This is a genomic window from Arthrobacter sp. 10T419 (assembly GCF_056394105.1).
The window spans coordinates 38927-51407 of record NZ_JBFTHF010000004.1 but is presented as its reverse complement, the minus strand read 5'-3'; the positions used below and the strand labels follow the sequence as shown (position 1 = coordinate 51407).

The window sequence follows — 12481 nt, the reverse complement described above, 5'->3', positions numbered from 1 at the left end:
GTAAGCAGTCTGCCCCAGGCAATAAACGGGGCGTCAGACAGCACGCGAAAGAGCCGCTATTTCTGGGTCAGCTTCAAGGCCTGGGGAATGAGGGCCCGGACGACGTCGGGCTTGTCGGAGATGACTACGATGTCCACCCGCCGGTTCCGCTCCATCAGCGCCGGCGTGGAATCGTCGTTGACCTGGCGGGCCGAGCCGAAGGCGACGGCCCCGATCCGCTGCGGCGGGATCCCGCCGCGGTCCACCATGTAGCGCAGCACGTTGACCGCGCGCGCCGAGGACAGCTCCCAAGTGGACGGGTACGCGGTAATGCCCTTCGCCGCGTGGCCTTCCACCATGATCTCCAGCGCCGCGGGGCCGAGGATGGGCGAGATGATGTGCAGCACCTGGGACGCGCGGTTGGTGAGCTCGGGCCGGTCGGGGGCGAAGAAAGCCTGGGAGCCGATGAGCTTGACCGTCAGGCCGCGCTGGTCGATCTGGAACTCCACGTTCTGGCTGAGCCCGGCGGCGGCCAGGCCGGCCTTCATCTTTTTCTCGAGGGCGCGCAGCCGGTCCACTTCTTTCTTCGCGGCGGCGAGGGCTGCGTCCTGGGCTTTCTTGTCGTCCGACTGGACGGCGGCAAAGGCCTCGAGGTCTTTGTTGACGAATTCGGGCGGGACCACGGTCCCGGAGGCGGTGTCCACGGTTTCCGAGGCCACCGCGCCGAACCCGGTGGCGAGCGAGTTGCGCAGTTTCTCAAACTTGTTCGCGTCGACCGTGGACATGGCGTAAAGGACGATGAAGAGGCACATGAGCACGGTGACCATGTCCATGTAGGAAGCCATCCAGCGTTCGTCGACGTGGTGCGCTTCGGGTTTCTTGCGGGGCCGGCGGCGTCCGCTCACGCTGCGGTGTCCATCGACTCCGCGGTGCCGTCACCGCTGGGCGCCTTGCGGCCCTTGTCGGCGCTCTTGAGCTGGTGCTCCGGGACCATGGAACGGAGCCGTTCGGCCAGCAGCAGGGGCTGGGCGCCGGACTGCACGGCGAGCATGCCCTCCATCACGAGGGTCATGCGTTCGATGTTCAACTCGGAGAGCCTGGCCAGTCGCGAACTGAACGGCAGCCAGATGAAGTTGGCCGAGAGCAGGCCCCACAGGGTCGCGACGAAGGCGGCGGCGATCATGTGCCCCAGTTCGTCCGGCTTGGAGAGGTTTTCGAGGACGTGGGTGAGGGACACGACAGTTCCGACGATCCCCACGGTAGGGGCGTAGCCGCCGAGGCTGGCGAAGAACTTCGACGACGCGTGGTCGCTGCGGGACTTCGTGTCAATCTCGTCCTCCATCTGCAGGCGGAGGTCCTCGGCGTCGGTGCCGTCTGCGATGTTCTGCAGGGCTCGGGCCAGGAACGGATCCTTGACGCTCGCGGCCTCTTCCTCAAGGGAGAGCAGGCCCTCGGCGCGCGCCTTCTCCGCGAAGCGGACCATCTGGTCGATGCTTTCCTGGGGCTTCGACGTCTTTCCCATGAACATTGCCGGCACGGCCTTGAACGCTTGGATCACGTCCTTGAGCGTGTTGCCGGCCAGCCCGATGGCCAGGGTTGCCCCGAAGACCAGGACCAGGGGCCCGGGCAGCAGCAGGCCGGAGATGCTGCCACCTTCAATGACCACCATGGTGACGACGGAACCAAACGCGAGGAGCAGTCCAATGATTGTTGCGGGATCCATGGCTTACTTCCTTGGTGGTTCAGGTGCGGAGGCGTCGGCGTCGTCGTCCGGTCCGGCAGGCGGGACCAGGCTCAAGGGGTAGCCCGTGACGGCGGGGAAATCCCGAGCCTTGTTCAGGACGTAGGCGCGGTAGTCGGCAATCAGCTCGACCACCTCGGCCAGGCTTTCAAGCACAACGTAAGCGGCGCCGTCGAGCGTGACCAGGTGGGTGTCCGGACTCTCGTGGATCCGTTCAATCAGGTCCGGATTGACCGCGAAGCGCGTTCCGTTGAGGCGTGTGACAACGATCATGGGCCGATTCTGCTCTGGGGACTGCCTGGCGGTGCGGCCAAGCGGCGGGTAGGGGTGTTCTCCCCTTACTGTCGGCCGCCCCCGCGCTTTCGTTAGGCGCCGCGGACACACGAAAGGGGTCCCCAAGGGACCCCTTCCATGTGGCACGCCGTTCCACGGCCGTGCCGTTCGCCCGCATTTCGCTACGGCAGCGGACACCCGCGGCGGAAACGGGCCTGCGCGCCCCGGATCCGGGGCGCATCAGGCCGCCCGCGCCGCGTTTTTCCAAAACCGGTGCGAAAAAACACGGCCGGCACCGCGTTTGCCGTCGCACGGGTGCATTCGAGGGGACAGCTCGGGCCTCGGAACTGGATGAGGCCCGTGGCTGTCTTCCGTGCGCCCCTCGCTGGCGACCTTGGACCGCGGTGCGCCAGGGGTTAGCGCTTGAGGTTGCCGAGCTCCTGCAGGACCTCGTCCGAGGTGGTGATGATGCGGGCGTTGGCCTGGAAGCCGCGCTGGGCGACGATCAGGTTGGTGAACTCCTGGGACAGGTCCACGTTGGACATCTCCAGCGAGCCGCCGGCCAGGGTGCCGATGCCCGGGTCGCCGGCCGCGCCCAGCTGGACGTTGCCGGAGTTGGCGGTGGCGACGTAGGAGGATCCGCCGGCCTTCTCCAGGCCGGCCGGGTTGGTGAACTTCGCCAGCGCGATCTTGGCCAGGACCTGCTTGGTGCCGTTGCTGAAGGACCCGATCAGGGAGCCGTCATTGCCGAGGGTGAAGGATTCCAGCTTCCCGGCCGGGGTGCCGTTCTGGCCGCTGACGGTGAGCGAGCTCATGCCGGCGAAGGAGGAAACCTGGCTTACGTCGATGGTCTTGCCCGCAACGTTGAGCTTGCCCGGAGAGGTCAGTCGGCCGTCGGTGAAGCTCATCCGGTCCGCGATGGTGGCGCCGCCGTCGGTGGACACACCCCAGCCGCCAGGCTGCTGGACAAAGGTGAGGGTGAGGTTGCTGGCGGCGCCGACGGAGTCGTAGACCTTGACCACGCGGTCGAACGACGCCGAACCGGCGTCCGCGGGCAGGTTGCCGTCCAGCGTCATGGAGGTCGTGGGGGTCGCGATCATGGTGTTGGGGTTAAGCGTGATGTCGCCGATGGCACCCGCCTGGTCCACCTTGCCGTTGTTGGCGGTCCAGCCCTGCAGGATGCCGCCGTCCGGGCTGACGAGCTGGCTGGCGGCGTCGAACGTCATGGATCCCGCACGGGTGAACAGCTGCTGGCCGCCCTTGCTGGTGACGAAGAAGCCGTCGCCGGAGATCATCATGTCCGTTGCGCGGCCGGTGCTCTGCGAGGAGCCCTGGGCGAAGTTGGTGCTGACGCCGGCGACGCGGACGCCGAGGCCGATCTGCGCCGGGTTGCTGCCGCCGGACTCACCCTGCGGCGCGGACGCGCCCTGGGTCAGCTGCGAGAGGGTGTCCTGGAACTGCGTGGAGGACGCCTTGAAGCCGGCCGTGTTGACGTTGGCGATGTTGTTGCCGGTGACATCCAGCATGGTCTGGTGGGCACGAAGGCCGGAGATTCCGGAGTACAGCGAGCGGAGCATGGGAACTGCCTTTCTACGGGAGGAAACTGGTCAGGAAGCGGCCGGCGCGGTAAGGCCGGTGATGGAGTCGAGGGGGATGGAGAGATCGCCGACCTTGACGGTCGGTACTGCGTCGGCGAAGGAAACCGAGCTGGCGATTCCGGTGCCGGTGGTGCCGTCGGCGAGTTTGTAGTCAACGGAGTGGCCGATCAGCTGTGATGCTGCCGAGCGCATCTGGAGGGAGAATCCCTCCTTGCTGTTGGAAGTCAGTTCGGTCATTTTTTCCATCATGGAAAGCTGGATGGTCTGCGCCATCATCTGGTTCGTATCCATGGGGGCGCTGGGGTTCTGGTTCTTGAGCTGGGCCACGAGGAGGGTCATGAACACGTTGGCGTCCATGGACTGCACGGGGGCCCGGACGGCGGCAGCCTGTGGGGTCGTCCCCGCGGCCGTAACCGGCTGCGGGGCGATGGGCTGGATAGTCATGGGTCGGGTTCCTTCGTGTCAGACGAGAATGTCGAGGGTGGTTTGGGGACCGTTCAGGATCCTGGTGCTGCGCAGCGACGCTTGGTCCGCCAGGGCATCCCACCGGTGCCCGGGCCGCGGTTCGCCGGGCCCGTTCCGGCCGCCGGGTCCCGAGTCGGCACCGCTGCCGGCTTCGGAGGCTTCGCGGCCGGCTGCACCCTGTCCCGCGTCCCCTCCTGCGTCCTGGCCCCGGCCCGCCGGTCCGCTGTGGTCCGAGAGGTCGAGGGTCGCACCAAAGCCGGCGTCGGCAAGTTCCTTGCGCAGTTCCGGCAGGATCCCGCGCAGTGCTTCCCGGCCGGTGTCTCCGGGAGCGAACAGTTCGATCCGAACGCCGGCGCCGTCGATGTGGGCGCGCACGGTCAGCGGACCGAGGTCCTCGGGGGTAACTTTCAGGGTCATGATGTGCTGGCCGTGCGGGGCCGCAGCGAGCGTGAACAGCGGCTTTGCCAGCTGCGGGGTGAGGGCGGGCTGCTGGGCCGGAGCCGGAGTCGCGGCCGCCGGTAGTGCCGTGCTGCGGGCCGGGCCCGGCGTGGGCGGGGCCACCGCTGCGGCGCCGGCAGCGGCCACGCTGTCCGTCGCTGCGGGAGCAGCCGGACGGCTCTCGGCGGGAGCGTCGGGGGCCCCGCCGGGGAGCCTCCCTCCGATCCCGACGACGACGCCGGGCAGGCCCGGTGCCGCCGTGCCGGCAGCGGTGGGCGCCGCTGCGGTCTGCGCCGCCGTCGGCGGAACTCCCGTCGCCGGAGCGGCTGCCGGGGGCAGCGCCGCAGCGGGATCCGCGGTCGCGGTCGTGGCTCCAGCCGCGGCAACAGCCTGGGCGGGAACGACGCCGGCAGCCGTGCCAGCGGCCGGCTTGCCACCCGCCGGGACGCCCGCCGGGCGGAGGGCAGCCTGAGCCGCGGCGGCCGGAAGGACGATGCCCGGAAGCGCCGCACCGGCTTGCGGTGGTGTGGCGAGGCCGGCTGCTGCGGGGCCCGCTGCTGGGTTGCTCGCCGGTTCGTGGCGCAGGGCGACACCGCCGGCAACGGACGCCACGACCGGTGCGGGCGCCGCCGCAGTCTCTCCCGCGGACGGGGCCGTCACAGCGCCGGTCGGGGGCGCCAGCCGCGGGTCCACAAAGAGCTGGCCGGAAGCTGCTGCTGGGCTCACAGATGGCGGGGCGATGCCGCCGGGTTCCGCCGTCGCGGGCGTTGTCTCCCCCGCGGCCGCGGCGGGCTGGATCGCTGCGGCGAACTGGGCCGAAGCGGCCAGGATGCCGGCATCGGCCGCTGACGCAGCGGCGGAGCCGTCAGGGGCAGCAGTTGCGTCCTGGGCGGGGGCGTCCGCCGGGGCCCCGTCTTTCGAGGTCTTGGCCTCGCCGGGCGCCGCGGCGGTGCCGGGCGCAGTAGCGGTGCCGGTCGCAGTAGCGGTGGACGAGGGGGCAGCCGTGACGGACGACGGGGCAGCGGAAGCTGCCTCGTGGCTCACCGCGTCGCTCAGCACGGACCCGAAGCCGCCGGCGTCGGGCGCCCCACTGTCTGTGCGCGCGCGGCTCCCTTGCTGGGCGCCGCGGGCGTGCACCGGAGACCCGGCGAGCGCAGTCGCCAGGTCCATCGAAGCCATGCCCTTCATGAGGCGCCTCCCGCCGGGACGATCCGCCGGATGGAGGTCAGGTTGGACTGTTGCTCCCAGGCGTCGCGGATCTGGATGGTCTTGCCTGGCACGGGCGCGTCGATGGCTTTGCCGTTGCCGAGGTAGATGGAGATGTGGTTCCCGCCGAAACTGATCAGCAGGTCGCCGGGCTTGGCCTCGGCGAGGGACGCCACCGGGGTTCCCTGCTTCATCTGGTCGCTGACGACCCGCGGAAGCTCGACGCCGAGGTCCTTGAAGACCCGCTGCGTGAAGCCAGAGCAGTCCATCCCGGTGGCCGGGTTGGTGCCGCCCCAGACGTAGGGCACCCCGATGTACTTCTTGGCCATGGCCACCACGTCCGTGCCGGTCGCGCTGCCTGCAGCTACCGGCACAGCGGGTGCCGGTGCGGTGAGCCCCTTGAAGGCGCCGATGCCCGCGGTGCCGCCCAGGCCCAGGCCGCCGGCCAGGGATGAGGGATCCGTTCCGGAGGCGCTTGCGCTTCCGCCGAGGGCCGCGGTGAGCGCCTCCGTGAAGGAGCCGGCGTCGCCGGTGCCGGTCCCGGTCGCGAGGGACGTGGCTGCGGCGGACTTCAGCGCCGCGGCGGTGCTTTCGGTCTGGGTGGGACGGGTGAGCTCAGCGATCATCGACTGGATGCCCTGCATGCGGCCCAGCGCCTCGGTCATGCTCATGAGCGCACCTGCTGTTCGTCCCGGTGCCAGATCGTCGAGGAAATCTCGTCCAGGGTGGACTGTTCGGCGCGCAGCTCCGCGGTGTTCACTTCGGCGTGGTGGCGGGCCTGCAGCTTTTCCAGGCCGACGGACCGGGTGCGGGCGGCGATGAATTCCTCGCGCGCCGCGGCCTCGTCCGTCTCGGCTGCGCGGGCCAGGTTCTCCAGGTCCGCCAGCATGCTGTGGGACGCCGCGCGGGACGCCGCGACGGCGCGCAGCGACGCGGAGCTGACGATGTCCTCGTCGGTGGCGGACAGCTGCCGGCGGGCCGAGGCTTCCCGGGCCCGGACCGAAGTGGACCGGGAACGGGCGCGGGCCAGCCCGGACGCCGCCTGGTCCTGCTGGATCTGGCGGAGGCGCAACAGCCCCGCGAGCGAGAATTGCCGGTTCATGCCGCGGCTCCCAGGATCGAAGTGAGGTGGTCCAGCTGACGCCAGGACTCGGGGTGGGGGGTGGACTCGTCCATCGGCTGCTGCAGGAAGCCGCTGACGGAGTCCTCATGCGCCAGGGCGGCATCCACCAGCGGGTTGGTCCCGGCCTGGTAGGCGCCGACGTCGATCAGGTCCTGGGCTGCCTTGCGGGCCGCGAGGACCCTGCGCAGCGTGGAGGCCGCGTCGAGGTGGTGACGGGCGTTGACCTTGGAGGCGACGCGCGAGACCGAACCCAGCACGTCCACCGAGGGGAAGTGTCCCGTCACGGCGAGCTTCCGGTCCAGCACCACGTGGCCGTCGAGGATGGACCGGGCGGCATCGGCGATGGGTTCATTGTGGTCGTCGCCGTCCACCAGCACGGTGTAGATGCCGGTCACTGAGCCGGCCTCGGCGGTGCCGGCCCGCTCCAGCAGCCGGGCCAGGACGGAGAACGTCGACGGCGGGTAGCCGCGGGTAGCGGGGGGCTCGCCGGCGGAGAGGCCGATCTCGCGCTGGGCCATGGCCACGCGGGTCAGCGAATCCATCATGAGCACAACGTCCTGGCCCTGGTCCCGGAAGGATTCGGCGATCCGGGTGGCGGTGAACGCGGCGCGCATGCGCATCAGCGCCGGCTCGTCGGAGGTGGCGACGACGACGACCGAGCGGGCCAGCCCGGCGGGGCCAAGGTCGTCCTCCAGGAATTCGCGGACTTCGCGGCCGCGCTCCCCCACGAGGGCGATCACGGATACTTCGGCGTCGGTGCCGCGGGCGATCATGGACAGCAGTGAAGACTTGCCGACGCCGGAGCCGGCGAAGAGGCCCATGCGCTGGCCCTTGCCCAGGGTGGTCATGGTGTCCAGCACCCGGACGCCGGTCTGCAGCGCGGTGTCGATCCGTGCGCGTTTCATGGCGTTCGGCGCCTCGTTGTCGATCGGCACGCGCGGTCCGCTGAGCAGCGGGCCCTTGCCGTCGATCGGGCGGCCGAGGCCGTCGATGACGCGGCCGAAGAGCCCCGCACCGGTGGGGACCAGCACGGTGCCGCCCTTGGCGCGGACCGGGTCTCCGGCGGCGACGCCGGCGAGGCGCCCGAGCGGCATGCAGCGCACGGAGCCGTCCAGGGCCGCCACGACCTCGGCGTCGAGTCCGGGGTTCTCCCCCACGGTGACCAGGTCACCGAGGGCGCAGTCCAGGCCGGACACTTCCAGGCCCAGGCCCATCACGGAGGTGACGGTGCCGACGCGCTGCGGCGCGGCCGCGGCGAGGGCAGCCGCGAAGTCGTCGCCCTTGGGGCGCCACTGGGCGATCATGGCTGCCCGCCGGAGAGCGAATCCGGGGCATCGGCGGGCCACTGCTGGTCCCCCATCAGGGCCGCCTTGGCACGGGCCAGGGCGCTGCCCAGGCTGGCGTCCAGCCAGCCCTGCTGGTATTCCACCTTCGCGTCGCCGCGCTGCAGGGACGCGTCGGCGAGCAGCGGAAGGCCGGCCGGCAGGTCCTGGCCTTCCTTGGCGAGCACCTCGATGTCGGCCGGGTGCAGCCGGATGGCCAGCACGGTGGCCGCGTCGTTTCCGGACAGGGCGCGGTCCAGGGCGGCGCGGGCCGTCCGGGTGCCCTCGGCAAGTTCGTAGCCGAGGATGGCTTCGGCCAGTTCCAGCGCGGTGCGGGCCAGGACCTCTTCGGCGTCGTGCAGGGCCTGGACGTTGCGGTGCGCGAAGTCGGTGCGGGCCACGGCGAGGGCGCGGACGGCACGGTCCAGGTCCTGCTGCCCGGCGGCGAGCGAGGCGGCCTGCTCGGCAGCCATCCGGTCGCGCCAGCGGCGCTGCTCCTTGGCGGCGGCGCGGACGCCCGCGGCGTAGCCCGCGGCGTGGCCCTCGGTGTAGCCGGCCTGCTCGTTGGCCGGTCCGCTGGACCGCAGCGAGGGGAAGACGATGCGGGCCGGGGCGCTTTCGGCGGAGCCGGCGTCCGTAAACGACCCGTCAGTAAACATAGTCTTCTTCGTCCCCGCGCTGGATGGTGATCTGGCCTTCGGCTTCGAGCTCGCGGATGGAGCGGACGACGGCGGCCCGCGCCTCCTCGATCTGCGAGGCGCGCAGCGGTCCCAGTGCCGCCATCTCGGATTCGAGGATTTCGAGGTTGCGGCCGGAGACGTTGGTGGTGATGGTTTCCAGCACCGGTTCGGTGGCGCCCTTCATGGCCACGGCGAGCACGGAGGCGTCCAGGCCGCGGAGCACCAGCTGCACGTCGCGGCGTTCCAGCTTGACGATGTCGTCGAAGGTCACCATCTGGGCGCGGATTTCCACGGCGAGGTCCGGATCCAGCAGGTCGAGCCCGTCCAGGACGGAGCGTTCGGTGCCGGCGTCGGTCCGGTTGATGATTTCCAGCAGCGGCTGGATGCCGCCGACCACTTTGGAGGCCTGCTGCGAGACGGCCGCGCCGCCGCGCAGCTTCAGGGTGTCCGCGACGATGCCGATGGCTTCCGGCGCGCCCGAGCCCATGGTGGCGATGCTGAGCGCGACGTCGGCCCGCAGCGAGCCCGGCAGCCCGGACATCACGGCCGAGGCCTTGCGCGGGCTCAGGTGGGCCAGGACCAGCGCGATGGTCTGCGGAAGTTCGCCGTCGATCAGCGCGAGGATCTGCACCGGTTCGATGTCTTCGAGGAACTCAAACGATTTGCCGGCCATGTTGACGGTCAGCCGGTTGATCAGGCCGGCGGCCTTTTCCGAGCCGAAGGAGGCCTCGAGCAGGCCTTCGGCGAGCTCACGGCCGCCGCGGGCCTGCCGCGGGCTGCTCAGGGCAGCCTCGTGGAAGTCCTTCATGATCTGCTCGGCGACCTCCGGATCCACCTTGCGGAGCCGGACAATCTCGGCGGCGATTTCCTCCGCCTCGGAGTCCGTCAACTGTGCCATCACCCGGGCCGCGTTGGGCGGACTCATCTGCATCAGGACGACGGCGGCGCGCTGGGTGCCGGTGAGGGTCGATTCGGCAAGTTTCATGCGGGCTGCCTGTCATCCATGAGGCTGCGGAGGTAGTCGGCTGCCTTCTCCGGGTTGGCGGCGACCATGTTGTCGATCTCCTGCATGCGGCGTTCGGCTTCAAGCACCTCCATCGGCGGCGCCGGCAGCGGCTGCAGCGGCAGGGCCGTCAGCGGGATGGCCGACGTCGCGGGGGCCGGATCGATGGCCGTGACAGCGGGGATCGCCGGCAGCAGGTCCAGGCGTTCGCCCAGGTCCACCGGCTCACGCTTCTGGCGGCGGCGCAGGATGATGGTGATGACCAGGGCCAGGATCAGCAGTCCGAGCAGGATGCTGCCGGCCGTGACCAGGGTTGCGAAGAACGCCTGCTGCTTCTGGGCCTCGAGGTCGGCCTTGGCCGCGTCGAGGGAGGCGTTGGCCGCATCCGCGGCCGCGGTGCTAAACGGGATCACCTCGACGGTGACGATGTCGCCCCGGGCCTTGTCGACGCCGGCGGCGGAGGTCACCAGCGCGGTGAGCGAGCCGATGTTCAGGCCGCCCGCGGCGGACTGGCTGACGGCCACCGAAATGGTCTGGCGCTTCACGGCGCCCGGCGGGATGACCCGGTCCTCGGTGACCTTGTTGACGGCGTTGTTCTTGGTCGCGGTCGTGGAGTCGAAGCTGCCGTTGCCGCTGGTTCCGCCGGGGACCGCGATGTTGTCCGGTCCGAGGACGCCGGCGGCACCGCCCGCGCCTCCGCTGTACTTTTCCGTCTTGGAGGATTCGCTCAGCGGCAGCGCGCCGGGGGTGTTGGAGAAGGTTTCGCTCTTTTGCTGGGCGGATTCTCCGGTGACATCTGCCGCGACCGCCACGGTGGAGTTGCCAGGACCGACCACGCGGTCCAGGACGGCGCGGACGGCGTCGCCGGTGCGCTGCTGGTAGTCGGCGGCCTGCTTGGAGGAGGATCCCGCGGCCCCGCCACCCACCGTGGAGAGGACGTTGCCCTGCGAGTCCACCACGGAGACGTTGGCGGGTTTGAGGTTCTCGATCGCGGCGGAGGTCAGGTGCACGATGGCCTGGACCTTGTCGCCGGAGAGGGTCACGCCGGGCGCGGTCTCGACGAAGACCGAGGCCGTGGTGTCCGGGGTCTTCGAGACGAAGACGGTCTTTTCCGGGATGGCGAGCCGGACCGCGGCGGTCTTCACGCCGTCCATGGCGGAGATGGTGCTGGCCAGTTCGCCTTCGAGGGCGCGCTTGTAGGTCACGGACTGCTGGAACTCGGAGGACGTGACGCCCATCTTGTCCAGCAGCGAGTAGCCGGTGGCCGCGGCGGTCGGAAGGCCGGCGGCGGCGGCTTTGAGGCGCTCGTCGTAGACCTTGTCCTGCGGCACGAGGATGGTGGAGCCGCCGTCGCTGAGCTCGTAGGGCACGTTGTCCTTGCGCAGCTGCTCCACAATGCCGTTCGCGTCCGTGTCCTTGAGGCCGGAGAACAGCGGCGCCAGGGTGGGCCGGGTGAGCCAGGCGGAGAGCGCCACAACGCCAACAATCAACAGTGCGGCGCCGATGACGGCGAGCGTGCGCTGGCCGGTGGTGAAGCTCTTGAGGCCGGCGCCGAAGCGCTGGAAGAAGACAGTGATCTGCGGAGGCATCAGGCCTGCATCCTCATGATCTCGTTGAACGCGTCAACGCCCTTGTTCCGGACCGTGGCCACGAGTTCCAGGGTGATCTGGGCCCGGCTGGCGGCGATGGTGGCGTTGTGGATGTCGTCGAGGTTGCCGGTCACGGCGGAGACGGCGAGCTCTTTCGACGTCGACTGCAGCTGCTGGAGGTTGTCCACGGCGCCGGTGAGGGAAGAGGCGAAACCGGAGCCGTCCGTTGCGGGCACCGAGGCGGCCCCGCCGAGGTAGTCCGTCGGCAGTACGCCCTGGACCGGAGCGATGGGGGAAACAGGCATCAGGATCTTCCAATCTCAAGGGCGGCGAGGTAGGTCTCGCGGGCGCGGTCCACGACCTGGGCGTTTGCCTGGTAGCCGCGCTGGGCGATGATCAGGGCGCCCATCTGCTCGGCCATGTCGATGTCCGGGTACTTCACGTTGCCGTTGGCGTCGGCGAGGGGGTGGTCCGGCTGGTAGACGATGCGGCCCGCGCCGTCACCCAGCTGGGTGCTCTTGACGTACACGCCCGTGCCCTCGGCGCCTTCGGCCGCTTCGACGTACTTCGCACGGAAGGCAGGGCCGGAGGTGGCGGAGGCATTGTTCATGTTGGCCAGGTTGTCCGAGACGGCGTCGAGCCACTTACGGTGCACGGTGAGCGCGGAGCCGGCGATGCCGATGGCGTCGAAGGTCATTAGTTGGTCCTCATAGCGGCGCGGACGGCGGTGAATTCCCCACCGATGGCGCGGGCGGCGAACTGGAAGCGCAGCACGGTGTCGATGTTGGAGAGGGTCTCGGTGTCCAGGTTGACGTTGTTGCCGTTGAGTTGGGTGGGCTCAAGCGAGGTCGCCGTCGTGGCCTCGGCGTGGCCGTCCCCGGACTGCACGGACGCGGCAAGGGCAGCTTCAAAGCTGACGCGCTTGGCGTGGTAGTTCGGTGTGTTGACGTTCGCGATGTTGTTCGCGATGGCGCGTTGGCGCAAAGCCAGCCCGTCCATGGCGCTGGCCAGGGCTGCGGAAGTCACGGATTCGAGCACAGAGTCCTGCCTGGGGAATTGTGGGG

General features: G+C 69.9%; 15 protein-coding genes. All 15 read right to left on the bottom strand.

Features of this window, described 5'->3' with window-relative positions:
- Positions 1-56: 56 nt before the first annotated feature.
- The 15 genes from AC1DBD_RS09105 to AC1DBD_RS09035 all read right to left on the bottom strand — a co-directional run bounded on the left by AC1DBD_RS09105 (position 57) and on the right by AC1DBD_RS09035 (position 12455).
- The gene (locus tag AC1DBD_RS09105) at positions 57-884 is read right to left on the bottom strand and encodes an OmpA/MotB family protein (protein WP_441418230.1); all 828 of its coding nucleotides are present in this window, start codon (positions 882-884) and stop codon (positions 57-59) included.
- On the bottom strand, positions 881-1702 hold the full coding sequence (locus AC1DBD_RS09100) for a motility protein A (RefSeq protein WP_476909088.1): 822 nt from the start codon (positions 1700-1702) through the stop codon (positions 881-883). Before AC1DBD_RS09100 ends, AC1DBD_RS09105 begins: the two co-directional genes overlap by 4 nt.
- Before the next feature lie 3 nt (positions 1703-1705).
- Entirely contained in the window at positions 1706-1993 is a 288-nt protein-coding gene (locus AC1DBD_RS09095; RefSeq protein WP_441418228.1) for a flagellar FlbD family protein, read from the bottom strand.
- A 416-nt stretch (positions 1994-2409) separates the two neighbouring features.
- Positions 2410-3570, bottom strand: a complete 1161-nt coding sequence (locus AC1DBD_RS09090; protein WP_441418227.1) for a flagellar hook protein FlgE — start codon at positions 3568-3570, stop codon at positions 2410-2412.
- Positions 3571-3600: 30 nt separating this feature from the next.
- Positions 3601-4035, bottom strand: a complete 435-nt coding sequence (locus AC1DBD_RS09085) for a flagellar hook assembly protein FlgD (RefSeq protein ID WP_441418226.1) — start codon at positions 4033-4035, stop codon at positions 3601-3603.
- Between the two features lie 18 nt (positions 4036-4053).
- The gene (locus AC1DBD_RS09080) at positions 4054-5682 is read right to left on the bottom strand and encodes a flagellar hook-length control protein FliK (RefSeq protein ID WP_476981927.1); all 1629 of its coding nucleotides are present in this window, start codon (positions 5680-5682) and stop codon (positions 4054-4056) included.
- Positions 5679-6371, bottom strand: a complete 693-nt coding sequence (locus AC1DBD_RS09075) for a C40 family peptidase (protein WP_476917768.1) — start codon at positions 6369-6371, stop codon at positions 5679-5681. Before AC1DBD_RS09075 ends, AC1DBD_RS09080 begins: the two co-directional genes overlap by 4 nt.
- On the bottom strand, positions 6368-6802 hold the full coding sequence (locus AC1DBD_RS09070; RefSeq protein ID WP_441418223.1) for a flagellar FliJ family protein: 435 nt from the start codon (positions 6800-6802) through the stop codon (positions 6368-6370). The genes AC1DBD_RS09075 and AC1DBD_RS09070 overlap by 4 nt, the downstream gene beginning before the upstream one ends.
- Positions 6799-8127 carry a FliI/YscN family ATPase gene (locus tag AC1DBD_RS09065; protein ID WP_441418222.1) on the bottom strand — a complete coding sequence of 443 codons (1329 nt, stop codon included), beginning with the start codon at positions 8125-8127 and terminating at the stop codon, positions 6799-6801. Before AC1DBD_RS09065 ends, AC1DBD_RS09070 begins: the two co-directional genes overlap by 4 nt.
- The gene (locus AC1DBD_RS09060) at positions 8124-8804 is read right to left on the bottom strand and encodes a FliH/SctL family protein (RefSeq protein WP_476909082.1); all 681 of its coding nucleotides are present in this window, start codon (positions 8802-8804) and stop codon (positions 8124-8126) included. The genes AC1DBD_RS09065 and AC1DBD_RS09060 overlap by 4 nt, the downstream gene beginning before the upstream one ends.
- Complete coding sequence (gene fliG, locus AC1DBD_RS09055; protein WP_441418220.1) at positions 8794-9810, bottom strand: flagellar motor switch protein FliG; 1017 nt, start codon at positions 9808-9810, stop codon at positions 8794-8796. The genes AC1DBD_RS09060 and fliG overlap by 11 nt, the downstream gene beginning before the upstream one ends.
- On the bottom strand, positions 9807-11417 hold the full coding sequence (gene fliF / locus AC1DBD_RS09050; protein WP_476981926.1) for a flagellar basal-body MS-ring/collar protein FliF: 1611 nt from the start codon (positions 11415-11417) through the stop codon (positions 9807-9809). Before fliF ends, fliG begins: the two co-directional genes overlap by 4 nt.
- Positions 11417-11722: a flagellar hook-basal body complex protein FliE gene (gene fliE / locus AC1DBD_RS09045; RefSeq protein ID WP_476981925.1), complete on the bottom strand. Its 306-nt coding sequence runs from the start codon at positions 11720-11722 to the stop codon at positions 11417-11419. The genes fliF and fliE overlap by 1 nt, the downstream gene beginning before the upstream one ends.
- Positions 11722-12114: a flagellar basal body rod protein FlgC gene (locus AC1DBD_RS09040; protein WP_349414489.1), complete on the bottom strand. Its 393-nt coding sequence runs from the start codon at positions 12112-12114 to the stop codon at positions 11722-11724. Before AC1DBD_RS09040 ends, fliE begins: the two co-directional genes overlap by 1 nt.
- The gene (locus AC1DBD_RS09035) at positions 12114-12455 is read right to left on the bottom strand and encodes a flagellar basal body rod protein FlgB (RefSeq protein ID WP_476981924.1); all 342 of its coding nucleotides are present in this window, start codon (positions 12453-12455) and stop codon (positions 12114-12116) included. The genes AC1DBD_RS09040 and AC1DBD_RS09035 overlap by 1 nt, the downstream gene beginning before the upstream one ends.
- Positions 12456-12481 lie beyond the last annotated feature (26 nt).

What these genes read in the sequence shown, in the direction of transcription:
- AC1DBD_RS09075 (WP_476917768.1), bottom strand. Translation starts at nt 6,371, where the DNA reads ATGAGCATGACCGAGGCGCTGGGCCGCATGCAGGGCATCCAGTCGATG.
- AC1DBD_RS09080 (WP_476981927.1), bottom strand. Translation starts at nt 5,682, where the DNA reads ATGAAGGGCATGGCTTCGATGGACCTGGCGACTGCGCTCGCCGGGTCT.
- AC1DBD_RS09065 (WP_441418222.1), bottom strand. Translation starts at nt 8,127, where the DNA reads ATGATCGCCCAGTGGCGCCCCAAGGGCGACGACTTCGCGGCTGCCCTC.
- AC1DBD_RS09095 (WP_441418228.1), bottom strand. Translation starts at nt 1,993, where the DNA reads ATGATCGTTGTCACACGCCTCAACGGAACGCGCTTCGCGGTCAATCCG.
- AC1DBD_RS09040 (WP_349414489.1), bottom strand. Translation starts at nt 12,114, where the DNA reads ATGACCTTCGACGCCATCGGCATCGCCGGCTCCGCGCTCACCGTGCAC.
- fliE (WP_476981925.1), bottom strand. Translation starts at nt 11,722, where the DNA reads ATGCCTGTTTCCCCCATCGCTCCGGTCCAGGGCGTACTGCCGACGGAC.
- AC1DBD_RS09070 (WP_441418223.1), bottom strand. Translation starts at nt 6,802, where the DNA reads ATGAACCGGCAATTCTCGCTCGCGGGGCTGTTGCGCCTCCGCCAGATC.
- AC1DBD_RS09060 (WP_476909082.1), bottom strand. Translation starts at nt 8,804, where the DNA reads ATGTTTACTGACGGGTCGTTTACGGACGCCGGCTCCGCCGAAAGCGCC.
- fliF (WP_476981926.1), bottom strand. Translation starts at nt 11,417, where the DNA reads ATGCCTCCGCAGATCACTGTCTTCTTCCAGCGCTTCGGCGCCGGCCTC.
- AC1DBD_RS09090 (WP_441418227.1), bottom strand. Translation starts at nt 3,570, where the DNA reads ATGCTCCGCTCGCTGTACTCCGGAATCTCCGGCCTTCGTGCCCACCAG.
- AC1DBD_RS09085 (WP_441418226.1), bottom strand. Translation starts at nt 4,035, where the DNA reads ATGACTATCCAGCCCATCGCCCCGCAGCCGGTTACGGCCGCGGGGACG.
- fliG (WP_441418220.1), bottom strand. Translation starts at nt 9,810, where the DNA reads ATGAAACTTGCCGAATCGACCCTCACCGGCACCCAGCGCGCCGCCGTC.
- AC1DBD_RS09100 (WP_476909088.1), bottom strand. Translation starts at nt 1,702, where the DNA reads ATGGATCCCGCAACAATCATTGGACTGCTCCTCGCGTTTGGTTCCGTC.